General features: G+C 26.6%; 16 protein-coding genes and 1 riboswitch. Of the genes, 15 read left to right on the top strand and 1 reads right to left on the bottom strand.

What is annotated here, in order from left to right; translation table 11 throughout:
• Positions 1–99: 99 nt before the first annotated feature.
• Positions 100–420: a TraX family protein gene (locus tag CS899_RS11120; RefSeq protein ID WP_479724602.1), complete on the top strand. Its 321-nt coding sequence runs from the start codon at positions 100–102 to the stop codon at positions 418–420.
• Positions 421–454: 34 nt separating this feature from the next.
• Here the strand turns inward: CS899_RS11120 and CS899_RS00730 are convergent, their stop codons facing one another.
• Positions 455–2,200: an Rqc2 family fibronectin-binding protein gene (locus tag CS899_RS00730; protein ID WP_099203051.1), complete on the bottom strand. Its 1,746-nt coding sequence runs from the start codon at positions 2,198–2,200 to the stop codon at positions 455–457.
• A gap of 119 nt (positions 2,201–2,319) precedes the next feature.
• On the opposite strand from CS899_RS00730, the gene CS899_RS00735 reads away from it, so the two are divergent.
• The 14 genes from CS899_RS00735 to rpe all read left to right on the top strand — a co-directional run bounded on the left by CS899_RS00735 (position 2,320) and on the right by rpe (position 16,298).
• Positions 2,320–3,201, top strand: coding sequence for a YicC/YloC family endoribonuclease (locus CS899_RS00735; RefSeq protein WP_099203052.1), 882 nt, complete (start codon positions 2,320–2,322; stop codon positions 3,199–3,201).
• A gap of 12 nt (positions 3,202–3,213) precedes the next feature.
• Positions 3,214–3,804: a guanylate kinase gene (gmk, locus tag CS899_RS00740; RefSeq protein ID WP_099203053.1), complete on the top strand. Its 591-nt coding sequence runs from the start codon at positions 3,214–3,216 to the stop codon at positions 3,802–3,804.
• Complete coding sequence (rpoZ, locus tag CS899_RS00745) at positions 3,801–3,995, top strand: DNA-directed RNA polymerase subunit omega (protein WP_099203054.1); 195 nt, start codon at positions 3,801–3,803, stop codon at positions 3,993–3,995. Before gmk ends, rpoZ begins: the two co-directional genes overlap by 4 nt.
• Positions 3,992–5,167 (top strand): bifunctional phosphopantothenoylcysteine decarboxylase/phosphopantothenate--cysteine ligase CoaBC, encoded by a 1,176-nt coding sequence (gene coaBC, locus CS899_RS00750; RefSeq protein ID WP_099203055.1) that lies wholly within the window; start codon positions 3,992–3,994, stop codon positions 5,165–5,167. Before rpoZ ends, coaBC begins: the two co-directional genes overlap by 4 nt.
• 1 nt (position 5,168) lies before the next feature.
• Positions 5,169–7,571, top strand: a complete 2,403-nt coding sequence (priA, locus tag CS899_RS00755) for a primosomal protein N' (protein WP_099203056.1) — start codon at positions 5,169–5,171, stop codon at positions 7,569–7,571.
• Positions 7,572–7,579: 8 nt separating this feature from the next.
• Positions 7,580–8,083, top strand: a complete 504-nt coding sequence (gene def / locus CS899_RS00760) for a peptide deformylase (RefSeq protein ID WP_099203057.1) — start codon at positions 7,580–7,582, stop codon at positions 8,081–8,083.
• The gene (gene fmt, locus CS899_RS00765) at positions 8,083–9,015 is read left to right on the top strand and encodes a methionyl-tRNA formyltransferase (RefSeq protein ID WP_099203058.1); all 933 of its coding nucleotides are present in this window, start codon (positions 8,083–8,085) and stop codon (positions 9,013–9,015) included. The genes def and fmt overlap by 1 nt, the downstream gene beginning before the upstream one ends.
• A gap of 11 nt (positions 9,016–9,026) precedes the next feature.
• Positions 9,027–9,707 (top strand): zinc metallopeptidase, encoded by a 681-nt coding sequence (locus CS899_RS00770; RefSeq protein ID WP_099203059.1) that lies wholly within the window; start codon positions 9,027–9,029, stop codon positions 9,705–9,707.
• A gap of 23 nt (positions 9,708–9,730) precedes the next feature.
• Complete coding sequence (gene rsmB / locus CS899_RS00775) at positions 9,731–11,035, top strand: 16S rRNA (cytosine(967)-C(5))-methyltransferase RsmB (protein ID WP_099203060.1); 1,305 nt, start codon at positions 9,731–9,733, stop codon at positions 11,033–11,035.
• Between the two features lie 27 nt (positions 11,036–11,062).
• Positions 11,063–12,097 (top strand): dual-specificity RNA methyltransferase RlmN, encoded by a 1,035-nt coding sequence (gene rlmN / locus CS899_RS00780; RefSeq protein ID WP_099203061.1) that lies wholly within the window; start codon positions 11,063–11,065, stop codon positions 12,095–12,097.
• A gap of 12 nt (positions 12,098–12,109) precedes the next feature.
• Positions 12,110–12,847: a Stp1/IreP family PP2C-type Ser/Thr phosphatase gene (locus tag CS899_RS00785; RefSeq protein ID WP_099203062.1), complete on the top strand. Its 738-nt coding sequence runs from the start codon at positions 12,110–12,112 to the stop codon at positions 12,845–12,847.
• Positions 12,844–14,772: a Stk1 family PASTA domain-containing Ser/Thr kinase gene (gene pknB / locus CS899_RS00790; protein ID WP_099203063.1), complete on the top strand. Its 1,929-nt coding sequence runs from the start codon at positions 12,844–12,846 to the stop codon at positions 14,770–14,772. Before CS899_RS00785 ends, pknB begins: the two co-directional genes overlap by 4 nt.
• 3 nt (positions 14,773–14,775) lie before the next feature.
• Positions 14,776–15,642 (top strand): ribosome small subunit-dependent GTPase A, encoded by an 867-nt coding sequence (rsgA, locus tag CS899_RS00795; RefSeq protein WP_099203064.1) that lies wholly within the window; start codon positions 14,776–14,778, stop codon positions 15,640–15,642.
• Complete coding sequence (rpe, locus tag CS899_RS00800; RefSeq protein WP_099203065.1) at positions 15,642–16,298, top strand: ribulose-phosphate 3-epimerase; 657 nt, start codon at positions 15,642–15,644, stop codon at positions 16,296–16,298. The genes rsgA and rpe overlap by 1 nt, the downstream gene beginning before the upstream one ends.
• Positions 16,295–16,389: riboswitch (TPP riboswitch) on the top strand. It overlaps the preceding gene by 4 nt.
• Positions 16,390–16,452 lie beyond the last annotated feature (63 nt).

Here is a 16,452-nt window from a genome sequence, read left to right on the forward strand (position 1 = left end):
TAATTGAAATATTAGTAATTCATTAAATTTTCTTAATAATAATATTAGATATATTTAATAAATAAATGTAAAGACAATATTTTTCTAACTATACCACTAATTGTTATATTTAGCTTGTTAGCATATTATTTTAAATTAGATGGTGGGTATTATGGAATAGTACTAATGTCTATTTTTTACTTTTTTAGAGATACGAAAATTACTAAGTATTTTTTATCTATTGAGTGGATATTTATTGCTGGATTTTGCGAATTCGACATAAATTTTATAATAGCATCAATTAGTATTATATTAATATATTTTTATAATGGTCAAAAAGGGAAAAATATTAAATGGTTATTTTATGCTTTTTATCCATTGCATTTAATAATATTATTTCTAATAAGTAAATTTTTAGTAATACCGATTTTTATGAATTAGATTAAATGAAAAGAGATTGATAAGTCAATCTCTTTTATAGTTTTTTTAAATTTTCTATATTGAATTCTTTTAAATTAATCATTTTTGTTTCATAATTATCGTAATAAACCATACCTGGTTTTGAGCCTTTTGATTTTTTTACGTTTTTTCTTTCAGTATAGTCAACTAAAACATATTCTTGCTCAGCCTCACTACTATAATATGCAGCAAGACAACAAGCATCAAAGATGTCTTCTTCAGAAATATTATTATTTCTAAGTATTACATGAGATCCAGGAACATCTTTTGCATGTATAAAATAATCATCTCTATTAGAAAATTTCAATGTTAAGTAATCATTTTGGGTATTGTTTTTGCCAACATAAATATCTAAGCCGTTTCTACTTAAATAGTGTAAAGGTACAGAGGGCTTGTTCTTTATTTTGCTCTTAGATCTTTTTCTAATATAGTGACCTTTTTCTAACTCTAATCTTATTTCATCAACTTCATTGCTTGAACTTACATGTTTTAATGTACTTGAGATTTGAAGTAAATAGTTTATTTCAGATTCAACTTCTGGAATTTGAGTATCTAATAATTTACTAGAAGTTTTTAATTTACTATATTTTTTATAATAGTATTGTGCATTCTCCCAAGAGCTTTTTGTTTCGTCAAGTTCTATTTCAATAGTATTCAATTCAGGATCATAAAAGTTTTGGGCAATCAATAATTTTTGTCCTTTTTTAATATAATTGCTATTAGCAGAAATTAAATCAGCCCAAATTTTATATTTTTCTCTATCTTTACTTAGGATTTTTTCTTTTTTTAATTTTTCTAGTTTATTTATATTTCTAGTCAAAGAATTTTTAACAGTTTTTTGTAAAACAGAAGTTTTTTGACTTACTTTATCTGAAGTAGAAGTTAAAGAATAAAACTCATCAACCATTGAAGATGTTGAAGAAAATACCTTAGTATTATTTCCCAAATGAGATAATTTTATGACATGAAAATCTAGTATTTTATTAGTATCTAAATCTTTGTATATTTCAGAATAGTATATATTATTTTTTATAAAACTAGAGATTTTTAAAAAGTTATCATCTATTCTTTCAAGCTCATCGATATTCAAATCATTAGATTTAGTTTCAAAATCTACATTTGAAAGATAACAAACTTCTCTACTGACTTGTGGACTAAATCCTGTGTATTTTGTATAGAAAAGTCTAAACAGCTTAATAGGTTTTTCTAAATTTTTAATGATTGTACTAGGTAATATATCAGAATCTAAAATATTTATTTTATCATCTTTAATATATTCGTATTTTGTACCAGGCAGAACTTGTCTTATTCTACTCATATCCAATGTTATTCTTTTTATACTATCGAGGATTTTGTTATCACTTTTGTTGATAAGTATTATATTTGAATATTTTCCCATAAGTTCAATAACTAAAGTCTTAGTAATAGGATAGCCAAGTTCATCTAAAGTATCAATTTCAATTAATATAACTCTATCAAGAGAAAGTTGTTTTATAGATTTAATAATTCCTCCTTGTATGTGTTTCCTTAAAAACATACAAAAGTTAGGAGCTTGAATTGGATTTTCTCTATTTAAATTTGTTAGATTTATTCTAGGATTATTGCTAGAAGCATCAATTAGCAATTTGTAATTTTTTTTATTATATATATTCAAAACTAGGCAATTTTTATCTGGTTGATTAACTTTATTTATTTTTCCATTAAGTATGGATTCATTAAGTTCCTCAATAATTGCTCTTGTAACTATGCCGTCAAAACTCATATTATCACCTTCTAAAAATTATTATATCACAGAATATGTTAAGAAAATGTAATAAATCATTGATTTTAGTTGACAGGTGTAATACCATATAATAATTATAATATTTGAAGGAGAAGAGTATGGCTTATTCTATGACGGGTTTCGGCAGAAGCGATGGAGAAAATGATAATTTTGAAATTACTGTTGAAATGAAGACTGTAAATAACAAATATTTAGATATACAGATAAAGTCTCCATATTATTTTAATTATATGGAAGAAGATATAAAAAAGACAATAAGAAAATATCTAAATAGAGGCAGAGTAGATGTATTTATAAAATCTACTAGGAAATTAGGGAATACTTCTAAAATAGTAGTAGATTATGAACTTGCGAAAATGATTAACAATTCTTTAAAAGATTTAAAGGATGATTTAGACATTGAAGAAAATGTTAAACTAAACCATATTTTAAAATATGATGGTGTCATTGAGCTTAAGCATGATGAACTTGACGAAGATATTACAAGAACATTTTTATTAGAAATAATAGAAAATACTTGCAAAGAGTTAAGTGAAATGAGAAGTATTGAAGGAGAGAATTTAGTTAAAATAATATTAGAACAAACTAAAGAAATGAAAGATTTAGTAGTAAAAATTAAAAAAAGATCTCCTAAATTAGCAGAAAAGTATAGAGAAGATCTATATACGAAAATTCAAGATGTATTTCAAGAATTCGACAAATTAGCTGAAGAAAGAATAAATTTAGAAATTGCATTATTTGCAGAAAAGTCAGATATTACTGAAGAAATAGTTAGACTTAAATCTCATATAGAACAATTTGAAGATACTATAAAAAAATATATTCCGATAGGTAGAAAATTAGATTTTATAGTACAAGAGATGAATAGAGAAGTTAATACAATTAGTTCAAAATCAAATGATACTGAACTAACAGAATATGCTATAGAATTAAAATCAATTATTGAAAAAATTAGAGAACAAATTCAGAATTTAGAATAGTTGGAGGAATACATGAGAGATGGATTTTTATTAGTTTTATCAGGACCGTCAGGTGTCGGTAAGGGAACTGTTTGTGAAGCGTTATTAAATAAAAGAGATGATATTAAATATTCAGTTTCATCTACTACGAGGAAAAAAAGACCACATGAGATAGATGGAGAAAATTACCACTTTTTATCAATAGATGAATTTAGTCAAAAAATAGAAGAAGGTGATTTTATTGAGTATGCAAAGGTACATGGAAATTACTATGGAACTCCTAAAAGTTACGTTTTAGATAAAATATCAGAAGGTGATATAGTAATTTTGGAAATAGATGTACAAGGAGCATTACAAGTAAAAGAAAATTATCCTGAAGCAGTATATATATTCTTACTACCTCCAGACTTACAAGAACTGAGAAATAGAATAGAAAAAAGAGCTACAGAAGATGAAGAAACTATTAATTTAAGAATGAACAATGCTAAAGATGAACTATCTTTTATAGATAAATATGATTATGCAGTTATAAATAGTGAAGTTGATTCAACTGTAAAAAGTATTGAAAGTATTATAGAAGCAGAAAAACTTAAAGTAACGAATATACAAGGAGTGGAATTATGATAAACCCATCATTTAAAGAATTAGAAAAAGTTAGCAATAGTAGATATGCAATATGTGTAATGGCATCAAAAAGAGCTAGAAAAATTATAGATGGCTCAGAAGTTTTAATAAAAACAAAAGATAAAAATCCAGTTACGATAGCAATAAAAGAGATAATGGAAGATAAAGTTACAGAAGAAAAGAGTGAATAATGTCAAAAAAAAGAATTTTACTTTGTGTTACAGCTGGAATTGCAATATATAAGGTTGTAGACTTGGTTTCAAGGTTAATAAAAAGAGAATACGAACTAGAAATAATTATGACAGAATCTGCTACAAAATTAATTTCTCCTTTAGTATTTGAAACTATGGGAAAATGTAAAGTTCATACTGATATGTTTCATTTAGGTCACCATGAAGAGGTAGAGCATATTGAGTTGGCAAAGAGAGCAGATTTATGTTTAATAGCACCAGCTACAGCAAATACAGTTGCAAAAATAACTTATGGCATAGCAGATAACCTTTTAACATCAACAGTACTAGCTTATAATAGAGATTTAATGATAGCACTTGCTATGAATACTAATATGTTAAATAATAAAGCTACTGTAGAAAATATAGAAAAGCTAAAACAACGTGGAGTTCAATTTATAAATCCAGAAGTTGGAGTTTTGGCTTGCAATACTATTGGTGATGGAAGATTAGCAGAACCAGAAGAAATTGCTAGAAAAATAGATGAATACTTTATAGAAAAAGATTTAAAAGGTAAAAAAATTATTGTAACAGCTGGTCCAACAACAGAAAGAATAGACCCTGTTAGATATATTACAAATGATTCTAGTGGGAAAATGGGATATGCAATAGCTGAAAATGCTAAAAAAAGAGGAGCAGAAGTTATTTTAATTTCAGGACCTAGTTCTATAGAAGTTCCAAAAGAAGTAGAAAGTATATTTGTAAATACAAATAATGAGTTAAAACAAGCTATTGAAAAAAACTTTAATTGGACAGATTGTCTAATTATGGCTGCAGCTCCATGTGATTTCAAGGTTAAGGAAGTTTCTGGTAGTAAAATAAAAAAAACAGGTAGTAACTTAATTTTAGAACTTAAAGAAAATGAAGATATTTTAGCTTATTTTGGAAACAAGAAAAATAATAAGCTACTAATTGGATTTGCAGCAGAAACAGATAGTTTGATAGAAAATGCAAAAAGTAAGCTAAAAAGAAAAAATTTAGACTATATAATAGCAAATGATATAACTAAACCAGATGCAGGTTTTAATGTAGATACAAATAGAGTAAAAATAATATCAAAAAATAAAATTGTAGATTTGCCATTAATGTTAAAAAGAGAAGTTGCAAATAATATATTGGATTTAATTAAATAAAATGAAATTTTTAGAAATTGTTCTAGAAAATAAAACTAGAGTAACAGACCAATTATATACCTATTCAGTAAATGAAAAATTAGAGAATAGTGTAGAGATTGGGAAGAGAGTGATTGTACCTTTTGGCAAAGGGAATAAAAAAAGACTAGGATTAGTTGTAAATATACAAAAAGAGTTTTTAGGAAACTATAAACTAAAAAATATATCTGAAATAATAGATGATAAACCAATAGTAAGTAAAGAGTTAATTGATTTAGCATTTTTTATGAGAGATAAATATTTGTCTGATTTATCATCAGCTTTCCAAACAATCCTTCCACCAGGGAATTGGAAGGATTTAGAAAAAGTGTATTATTTTGATAAATATAATAAATTTGATGAAAAAAATAAAGAACTATTAAATTTTCTTAAATTCTCTAAAAATATAGAAGAAATTACAGAAAAATTTCCAAAGTTAAATACTGATTTAAGCTACTTAGTAGACAATAATAATATATCTACTAAATATATAATAAAAAATCAAAGTAAAATAAAATCTAAAACTTTTATTGAGTTAAGGGATGATTTTTATTTTGATAAAATCAAAAAAAATGCTAAATCACAAATTAAGATTATAGAATATTTAGAAAAAAATAGGAAAGTAGAACAAAGTATACTATTAAAAGAAACTTCTACAACTTCAAGTTCTATAAAAAGTTTACTTGAAAAAGAAGTTATTTTAAAGACAGAAGAAGTATATTATAGAGAAGTAGTAGAAAACAATAAAAAATATAATAAAATAAAACTAAACAAAGAACAAGAAGAAGTTTTTTATAATATATTAAATTCAGATAAAAACTTTAATTTAATTCATGGAGTTACTGGAAGTGGAAAAACAGAGATATACTTGCAGTTGACAGAAGAAGTTTTAAATAAAGGAAAAACAGCAATTATTTTAGTTCCCGAAATATCACTAACTCCACAGACCATAGAGAGATTCTCTGGAAGATTCCCTGGAAAAGTTGCGGTTTTGCATTCTAAACTGTTACAAAGTGAAAAATTTGAGCAATGGCAACAAATTAAAAATGGAGATTTTAAAATAGTTGTAGGTGCAAGATCAGCTGTTTTTGCACCACTAGATAAATTAGGAATAATTATTGTCGATGAAGAACATGAAACTAGTTATATTAGTGAAAAAAATCCTAAATACAATGCTCTAGAAATTGCAGAAAAAAGAGTTTTAAAAAATTCAGGGAAATTAGTATTGGGATCAGCTACACCTAGCATTATTTCTTATAACAATGCTATATCAGGCAAGTATAACTTATATACTTTAGAAAACAGAGCTACAAATTCTGTTTTACCAGAAGTAGAAATTGTGGACATGAGAGAAGAATTAAAAAAAGGGAATATATCTATTTTTAGTTCAGAACTTAAAGAAGCGGTAGAAAGTAATTTAAAAAAAGGTAAACAGAGTATATTGTTTCTTAATAAGAGGGGACATACATCATATATATTTTGTAGAAGATGTGGGCATGTAGAAATTTGTACTCATTGTGATGTTTCTATGACATATCATAAGTCGTCAAATAGGTTGATTTGCCATCATTGTGGAAGAACAAAAATGAAACCTGTGGTTTGTCCAAATTGTGGTAGTAAGTATATAAAGGAATTTGGAGCTGGAACAGAAAAATTAGAGGAAGAATGTATAAATTTATTCCCTAAAGCAAGAATTTATAGAATAGATGGAGATACAAACTCAAATAAAGATTCTTATGAAAAATTATATGAGAAGATGAAAAATAATGAAATAGATATTTTAATTGGAACTCAAATGATTACAAAAGGGTTTGATTTTAAAAATGTAACTTTAGTTGGAATAATAGCTGCAGATATTAGTTTAAATATGGGAGATTATAGAGCATCAGAAAAAACATTTCAACTTTTAACTCAAGTATCTGGAAGAGCGGGAAGAGGAGATGAAAAGGGACAGGTGTTTATACAAACATATAAACCTAATCATTTTGCAATAAAAACCAGTAAAGAACATGACTATAAGTCTTTTTACGATATGGAAATCAATTATAGGGAGATATATAAATATCCTCCATTTTATAAATTGATAAATATTAAGCTTTCTGGAATGAATAGGGCACAAACAAGATTAAAATTATTTGAAATACAAAAATATATTCAAAATGAAATATTAAAAAGTAATTTAAAAGATATAGAGTTAATAGGACCTAATCCGAGCCCGGTAAATAGAATAAATAATTTTTATAGATTTGATATAAATATAAAAATTAAAGATGAAAATGAAGAAATAGTAAGAATTATAAAAGAAATTCTTATAGACAATAAATATAAATTAGATTTAAATGGATTTAAGTTAAGTACTACAATAGATCCAATAAGCTTTTTTTAGGAGGATATATGGCTAAAAGACAAATAAGAATAGAGGGAGATCCTATTCTTAGAAAAAAATCTAGAGAAGTTACAGAAATTAACAATAGAATAGAAGAATTACTAAAAGATATGGAAGAAACTCTATACGATGCTGATGGTTTAGGGTTAGCTGCCCCTCAAGTAGGAGTATTAAGAAGAGTAGTTCTTGTTGATATGAGAGATGATACTGGGTTAATAAAAATGATAAACCCCCAAATTGTAGAAAAAAGTGAAGATTTGCAGCTTAATATTGAAGGATGCCTTTCTGTGCCAGAACAGTCAGGGTATGTAGAAAGACCAGAAAAATTGGTAGTAGAATATTTAGATGAAAATGGAAAAGAACAAAAACTAGAATGTGATGGATACAAAGCAGTTTGTGTTTCTCATGAGCTAGACCATTTAGATGGTATTTTATATATTGATAAAGTAGTGGAAGTAGATGAGGAAACTTTAAGAGAATTAGAAAAAAGAGAAGAGTTGGAAGAAAGTTAATGAAAAAAATTGTTTTTTTAGGAACACCAGATTTTGCAGTTGAATCTCTAAAGGAAATAAATGAAAATGAAAATATTTCTGTTGAGCTTGTTATATCTCAAATTGATAAAAAGAGGAATCGTGGAAAATATCAACCAACTCCTGTTAAAGAATATGCTATAGAAAATGATTTGGAAGTTATTACTCCAAAAGATATTAATAGTAACGACGTATATGAACAATTAATTAAAATAAATCCAGACCTACTAATAGTAGTTGCATATGGACAAATAATAGGGGATAGATTATTAAATACTTTTAAAGATAAAATTATTAATTTACATTCTTCTACTCTACCAAAGTACAGAGGGGCAGCGCCAATTAACTGGGCTATTATAGAAGGAGATAAAGAATCAGGTATTACTATTATGTTGGTAGATAAAAAACTAGATACAGGAGATATTTTAAAAATAGAAAATACTGATATAGAAGCTAATGAAACAGCTGAATCTCTTCATGATAGATTAATGGTGTTAGGAGCTAAAGCTTTAGTAGAAGTAATAAATAATTATGAAGAATATTATTCAAATAAAACAAAGCAAAATGAGAGTTTAGCTATTTACAAAGGAATGTTAAAAAAATCTATGGGTAGAATAAACTGGCAAGATGATTTAAATAAAATATATAATAAATTTAGAGGAATGTATCCTTGGCCAGGTTGCTTTTTTGAATATGAAGACAAAAACATAAAAGTTCATGACATGGAAAAAATAGAAGAAATCAATAACAGTGAATTAGGAAAAGTTTTATCTGTTAATGATGAGGGAATAAAAATTTCTGTAAAAGGTGGATATATAATTCTAAAAAAAATACAATTTCCTAACAAAAAAGCAATGGAAGTTAAAGATTTCTTAAAAGGAAATAATTTTAAAGAAAATATTATTTTAAGATAGAAGGGAGAAATATGGATTTATCTCAATTAGGAACAGTTTTATTAATACCTGCATTATTACTTGCTGTATTTGCACAGTTTAAAGTAAGTAGTACTTTTAATAAATATAGTAAAGTAAATGCTGAATCTGGTTATACAGGTAGAGAAGTAGCACGAATGATATTGGATAGAAATGGATTGGAAGATGTAGAAGTTGTTTCTGTAGCAGGAAATTTAACTGATCATTATGATCCAAGGACTAGGGTAGTACGTTTATCTGAAGGTGTATACAATAAAACTAGTATTTCTGCGATATCAGTAGCGGCTCATGAAGTAGGGCATGCAGTACAAGATAAAGAAGAATATGTACCACTTACAATAAGAACATCTTTAGTACCAGCAGTAAACTTTGCATCTCAATCAGCGTTTATAATACTTTTTATAGGAATATTTATGAGTCAATTTAGATTTCTGATAAATGTAGGAATAGCGTTATTTGCAGTAACAGTAATATTTCAAATAATTACTTTGCCAGTTGAGTTTAATGCAAGTAGTAGAGCACTAGAGAATTTAGAAGGTTATGGAATTTTGGCTAGAGATGAAGTTGGTGAAGGAAAGTCTGTATTACAAGCGGCAGCGTTAACTTATGTAGCTTCAACGTTAATGGCATTGGTGCAACTTATAAGACTTTTAGGAATGAGAAGAAGGGATTAAGGGATAAAATCCCTTTTTATATTATGAATGAAAGAATAGAAGCAGTTAAAATTTTAGAAAAAGTTAATAATGATTTTGGATATACAAGTGAATTAATTAATCATATAAATAATGATAGTTTAAATAAAGCTTTTATTAGAGAGCTAGTTTATGGAGTTACAGAAAACAAAATATTAATAGATCATATATTGAAATTAAAGCTAGAAAGACAGAAAAAACAAATTCCGATTAAATTAATAGAGATTTTTAGGATTTCTATATATCAATTGATGTTTCTTGACAATATTCCAGGCTATGCAATTGTAAATGAAGCATTAGAAATAGCAAATTATTTTAAATTATCTAAATTCAAAGGTTTATTAAATGCAGTTCTAAGAAAAATTTTAGATAATACTATAGAAGAATATTTGAATACAATAAAAGATAGAGATATAAGATTAAAAACAGAATTTTCTGTTGGAGATGATTTTTATAAACTGTTAAATGAACAATATTCAAGAAAAACATTAGTTAAAATTTTAAAAAGTTTTAATGATAAAAAAGAATTTATAATCAGAGTTAATAATTTGAAAACTTCAAAAAAAGAAATATTAAATATTTTTAAAGAAGAAAATATTCAATATATTTCACATCCATTTTTAGAAAATGCTTTAATTATTATAAATCCAAATAATATATTTAAAACTAATGCTTTTAAAAATGGATTATTTACAATACAAGATGGGGGAAGTATTTTCGTTGGAGATGTTCTAAATCCTAGTAATAATTCAGAAATACTAGATTTATGTGCAGCTCCTGGAAGTAAGACATGTTATATTTCAGAGCTTATGAATAATACAGGAAATATTTTGGCTAATGATATATACAAAAACAAATTAGATAAAATAAATCAAAATATATTGAGATTAGGTTGTAAAAATATAAATACTACAAGTTTTGATGGTATGATACTACAAGAAAATTTAATTGATAAATTTGATTATATTTTACTAGATGTACCATGTTCAGGATCGGGAATTGTCTCAAGAAAGCCAGAAATTAAGCTATATAGGACTATAAATCAGGTAAATGATTTAATAATAACTCAAAGAAAACTATTTGAAAATGCTTTGAAATATTTAAAAAAAGGTGGAGAATTAGTTTATAGTACATGTAGTATTTTTAAAGAAGAAAATGAAGAACAAGTGGACTATTTTATTAAATCACATAGAGAAATAGATAAATTATCGGTACTATTTAAAAATAAAGAACTACCTTTTGTTAAATTTATGCCCTATGAAATTGGAACAAATGGCTTTTTTATAAGTAAATTTACTAAAAAATATTAAGATTATGATATAATAATAAGGATTATAATGAAAAATAAAAATTACAATAATATGGATTTGGAAGAGTTAAGTGAATTTATTGAATCCATAGGTGAGAAAAAGTTTAGAGCTAAACAATTATTTCAAGGAATTCACAAAAATAAATATTATGGGATAGATGAATTTACTAATTTTTCTTTAAGTTTAAGAGAAAAATTAAAAAAACATGGAAATATTGTCCCTAGTAAAATTTATAATAAACTTGAATCTAAACTAGATAAAACAAGAAAGTACTTAATAGAATTAAATGACGGAAACATTATAGAATCTGTATACATGGAGTATAGTACTCACAATACAATTTGTATATCTTCACAAGTAGGTTGTAAAATGGGCTGTACTTTTTGTGCGTCAACAAAACAAAAATTTGTAAGAAATTTAGAACCTTATGAATTATTGAACCAAGTATATACAGTACAAAAGGATATTGGAAAAAGAATTAGTAATATTGTATTAATGGGTATAGGAGAACCATTAGACAACTATGATAATATTATCAAATTTATAAAAATATTATCAAATAAAGATGGTTATAATATAAGTTTAAGAAATATTACTTTATCTACATGTGGAATAGTTCCTAAAATTTATGAATTAGCAGAAGAAAACTTACCAATAAATATGACTATTTCATTACACAATCCATTTGATAATGAAAGAAAAAAAATTATGCCAATAGAAAAAAAGTATAATATAAAAGAAATTGTAGACTCTACTAAATATTATTTTGAAAAAACAGGTAGAAGAATAAGTTTTGAATATACCCTTATAGAGGGAGTAAATGATAGTTATAAGCATGCTTTAGAACTAAGAAATATTATAAGGGGAATGAATTGTCATATTAATTTAATTCCATTAAATAAAATAAGAGAATTTAATGAAAATAGTTCGAGCAAAGATGCTATAAATAAATTTAAAAATAACTTAGAAAAACTAGGGTTGAATGCAACTGTTAGAAAGAGTTTAGGACAGGATATAAGTGGAGCCTGTGGACAGTTAAGAGCAGCTCATATTATTAAATAAGGAAGTGAGACGGTGCAAATTTATTCAAGTACGGATATTGGATTGCAGAGAAAATTAAACGAAGATTATTATGATAATTATGTTACAGATGATTTTGCTTTAATGGTAGTAGCCGATGGTATGGGTGGACATAATGCAGGAGAAATTGCTTCAGAACTTGCAGTAAAGTCGTTTATTTATTTTTTTAAAGAAAATCTAGATAAATTTGATAATTATCAGGATTTGATTAAAGAATGTATTTCTTATTCCAATGGAATTATATACGATGAATCCCATAATAACGAAGATTTGCTAAATATGGGGACTACAATAGTTGTAGCCTTAGTAAAAGGTAATTCACTATATATTGCTAATGTTGGAGATAGTAGAGCATATTTTTTAAATGAGTATGGTTTTAGACAGCTATCCAAAGATCATTCATTAGTTAATGATTTACTTCTTAGTGGAACTATTACAGAAGAAGAAGCAAGAAATTATGTTCAAAAAAATGTAATTACTAAAAGTTTAGGAGCCGAAGAAAAAGTAGAACCAGAAATGTTAGCTATAGATATAGAAAAAAATGATATGGTCTTACTTTGTACAGATGGTCTAAATGGTATGCTAGAAGACTTTGAAATACAAGAAATATTGAAAAAAGATTTAACTCTTGAAGAAAAAGTTAATGAATTAATAGATTTAAGTTTAGATAGAGGGGGATTTGACAATATAACAATTTCATTACTAGAGATAGAGGAGGAATCTAAGCAATGATAGGTTTAACTCTTGGTAATCGATATTTAATAGAAGAAAATATCGGAGTAGGTGGAATGGCTGTAGTTTATAGAGCTAAAGATACTCTTTTAAATAGATACGTGGCTGTTAAAGTATTAAAAAATGAATTCATGAATGACGAAGAATTTGTTAAAAAATTTGCAATGGAAGCTCAATCTGCAGCAAGTTTATCTCATCAAAATATAGTTTCAGTATACGATGTTGGAAGCTCAACAATTGAAGGTGTAAAATACAATTATATAGTTATGGAATATATAAATGGTAAAACATTAAAGGAAGTTATAGATGAACAGGCACCTTTAGAACCAGATTATATTTCTAATATAGGTGTACAAATAGCTTCGGCTTTAGATGCTGCACATAAAAATAATGTTATTCATAGAGACATAAAGCCTCACAATATTTTAATAAATGAAGAGGGTGTGGCTAAAGTTACTGACTTTGGAATAGCTAGAATATCATCATCAGCAACTATAACATATACTTCTACAGTTTTAGGAACAGTTCACTATATATCTCCTGAGCAGGCAAAGGGGAAATTTATTGATGAGAAATCCGACATATACTCTTTAGGTGTTGTACTATATGAGATGGCAACAGGGAAAATTCCTTTTGATGCTGAAAATGCAGTTGGAATTGCTTTAAAACATATTCAAGACCCATTAATAGAACCAAAAAGCCTAAACAAACAAATACCAGATGGTTTGAATAGCATTATTATAAAGGCTATGTCAAAAAATCCAGCTGATAGGTTTAAAAATGCAACTGAGCTTAAAATAGCACTGTTAAATTATAGAAATTTTAGACTGGATGATAGTGGAGAAGGTCAAACAGAAAGAATTGGCGTAATAAAAGATGAGGATATAGAAGAAAGAAGAAATAAAGCTATTTACAATATGCCAAAAGATGAAGAAGAGGATGAGGAAGAAGAGAAAAAACCAGGAGTTTTCAAAACTTATATTTTGCCTATTCTTTTAGCAGCATTACTTCTAGGAGGTCTAGTTTTAGCTTTCAATGTGTTCTTTAATGATAACGGAATGGTGCAAGTACCAGCTTTAAATGAGATGACTTATGAAGCAGCAAAGAAAACATTAGAAGAAAAAGATTTAAAGATAAAAGTAGAAAATGAAGATGAGATAGAGAATAAAGAAAATGCAAAAGTTGTATCTCAAAACCCCGCAGCTAATACAGAAGTTGAAAAAAACACAGAAGTAACAGTAAAACTAGAAGAAGTAAATGAAGAAGTAGAAATTCCTGATTTTAAGAATAATTGGCAAGGAACAGATGCTAAAAACAAACTAGAAGAATTAGGACTTGTAGTTACGATTGAAGAAAAATCCGATGACAATATAAGAGAAGGGCTTGTAATAGCTACAAATCCACCGGCGGGAACTAAAGTAGAGAAAAAATCTAATGTAACTTTATATGTGTCCAAAGGACCAGAAGAAGATAAAAATATGGTGGGAGTGCCTAATGTAGTTGGTTATACAGAAAAAGATGCAAAGAATGAACTTGAAAACTTGGGATTAACAGTAGAGACTACTGAAGAATATAGTAATAAGCCAGTTGGTCAAGTTATAGGTCAGAGTATTAGCGGTAGGGAAGTTTCTAAAGGTACAACGATAACTTTAACTATAAGTAAAGGACCTGAAGAAACAAAACCGACAGAAACTCAACCATCGACTTCTACGAAAGTAGTAACAATAGAAAAAAATAAAATTCAATCTATGGTAGGAGAGACTTATACTATAGTAGTTGTATTAAATCGCAATGGAAATCCAATTCTTAAAGAAACACATTCACTTAGTGAAGGAAACATTAGTGTAAAAATAAATGGTAAATCTGGAGATTCGTATGAAGTATTTGTAGATGATACATCATATGATGATGGAATATTAAAATAGCTTATGGATAGAATAATAAAATCACATAGAGGAATTTATTATGTTGAACAAAATAATAAGGTAATTTTATGTAAGGCTCGAGGAGTTTTCAGAGATAGAGACATTAAGCCTATAGTAGGTGATTTAGTAGATATTTCTATTAATGATGACGGGACTGGATATATTGAAAAAGTATATGAAAGAAAAAATCAATTATTAAGACCTCCTTTAGCCAATATTGATCAAGTCATAATTATTATGAGTCTAAAAGATCCAAAAATAAATTTGAATCTTTTAGACAAATATATTTTAATGTTAGAAAAATCAAATTTAGAAATTAAAATCATATTTAATAAAGTTGATTTAGTAAAAGACAAAGATATGGAATATATATCTTCAATATATGCGAATATTGGTTATGATATATATTTTAATTCTAATGTAAAAGAATCAAATCTTAGTTTAGATAGGTTATTTGAAGATAAAATAACTGCTGTAGTAGGACCTTCAGGTGTTGGTAAATCCACAACATTAAATAAAATTTTTTCTAATTTTAATTTTGATACTGGAGAGATTAGTGTAAAAAATAAAAAAGGAAAACATACTACAAGGCATATAGAAATGTCTAAGCTATCAAATAATAGTTATATTATAGATACACCTGGATTTAGCTCTTTATCTTTAGAGTTCATAGATGAAAGAAATGATATAAAAGACAATTTTATAGAGTTTAGAAAATATGCTAATAAATGTAAATATAATGACTGTTATCATATAAATGAACCAGTATGTGGTGTTAAACTAGCGTTAGAAGAAAAAATAATTGCTAAAGAAAGATACGAAAATTACAAGCAGATATTAAATGAATATGATAAAATAAGGAGATTTTAATGGCAGAAATTTCACCATCACTTTTGGCGGCAGATTTTTATAATTTAGAAAAGCAGATTAAAGTTTTAGAAGAGAATAATGTAAAATATTTGCATTTAGATGTTATGGATGGGAATTTTGTTCCAAATATATCTTATGGACCAGGTATTATAAAATGTTTAAGAAGCAAAACAGATATGATATTCGATGTTCATTTAATGATAGATAAACCAGAAAGATACATAGAAGATTATGTAAAAGCTGGAGCAGATATAATTACCATTCATGAAGAAGCTACAAATCATCCTTTAAGGGTATTACAACAAATAAGAGAAACAGGAGTAAAGGCAGGAGTTTCTTTAAATCCAGGAACGTCACTTTCTGTTTTAGATTATTTGTGGGATGAACTTGATTTAATCTTAATAATGACAGTAAATCCAGGATTTGGCGGACAAAGTTTTATTAAATCATCAATTGATAAAATTAAAAAAACTAGAGAATTAATCAATGAAAATAATACTAACATATTACTAGAAATTGATGGAGGAGTAAAAACTACAAATTTAGATACTCTTAATAATATAGGAGTAGACATTTTTGTTTCAGGATCAGATATTTTTAATTCTGATTTAGAAAAAATGAAGGAAAAAATTAAATATTATTATAAAAATATATAGTACACTAGGGGAGCTTTTTGCTGAGAGTGTTTACACGACCCTTGGACCTGAACTAGATAATGCTAGCGTAGGAAAGTGAATTTTTAATTACAAATTGTAATTGACAAAAAATCCATTTATCTATGCTAGATAAATGGATTTTTTATTTTAAATA

It is taken from the genome of Miniphocaeibacter massiliensis (assembly GCF_900232905.1).
Taxonomy (GTDB): Bacteria; Bacillota; Clostridia; order Tissierellales; family Peptoniphilaceae; genus Miniphocaeibacter; species Miniphocaeibacter massiliensis.

Bases quoted from the DNA above. Each gene is read 5' to 3' on its own strand.
- rsgA (WP_099203064.1), top strand. From the start codon at position 14,776: ATGGATAGAATAATAAAATCACATAGAGGAATTTATTATGTTGAACAA.
- priA (WP_099203056.1), top strand. From the start codon at position 5,169: ATGAAATTTTTAGAAATTGTTCTAGAAAATAAAACTAGAGTAACAGAC.
- rpe (WP_099203065.1), top strand. From the start codon at position 15,642: ATGGCAGAAATTTCACCATCACTTTTGGCGGCAGATTTTTATAATTTA.
- CS899_RS00730 (WP_099203051.1), bottom strand. From the start codon at position 2,200: ATGAGTTTTGACGGCATAGTTACAAGAGCAATTATTGAGGAACTTAAT.
- CS899_RS00735 (WP_099203052.1), top strand. From the start codon at position 2,320: ATGGCTTATTCTATGACGGGTTTCGGCAGAAGCGATGGAGAAAATGAT.
- rsmB (WP_099203060.1), top strand. From the start codon at position 9,731: ATGAATGAAAGAATAGAAGCAGTTAAAATTTTAGAAAAAGTTAATAAT.
- pknB (WP_099203063.1), top strand. From the start codon at position 12,844: ATGATAGGTTTAACTCTTGGTAATCGATATTTAATAGAAGAAAATATC.
- rlmN (WP_099203061.1), top strand. From the start codon at position 11,063: ATGAAAAATAAAAATTACAATAATATGGATTTGGAAGAGTTAAGTGAA.
- def (WP_099203057.1), top strand. From the start codon at position 7,580: ATGGCTAAAAGACAAATAAGAATAGAGGGAGATCCTATTCTTAGAAAA.
- rpoZ (WP_099203054.1), top strand. From the start codon at position 3,801: ATGATAAACCCATCATTTAAAGAATTAGAAAAAGTTAGCAATAGTAGA.
- fmt (WP_099203058.1), top strand. From the start codon at position 8,083: ATGAAAAAAATTGTTTTTTTAGGAACACCAGATTTTGCAGTTGAATCT.
- CS899_RS00770 (WP_099203059.1), top strand. From the start codon at position 9,027: ATGGATTTATCTCAATTAGGAACAGTTTTATTAATACCTGCATTATTA.
- gmk (WP_099203053.1), top strand. From the start codon at position 3,214: ATGAGAGATGGATTTTTATTAGTTTTATCAGGACCGTCAGGTGTCGGT.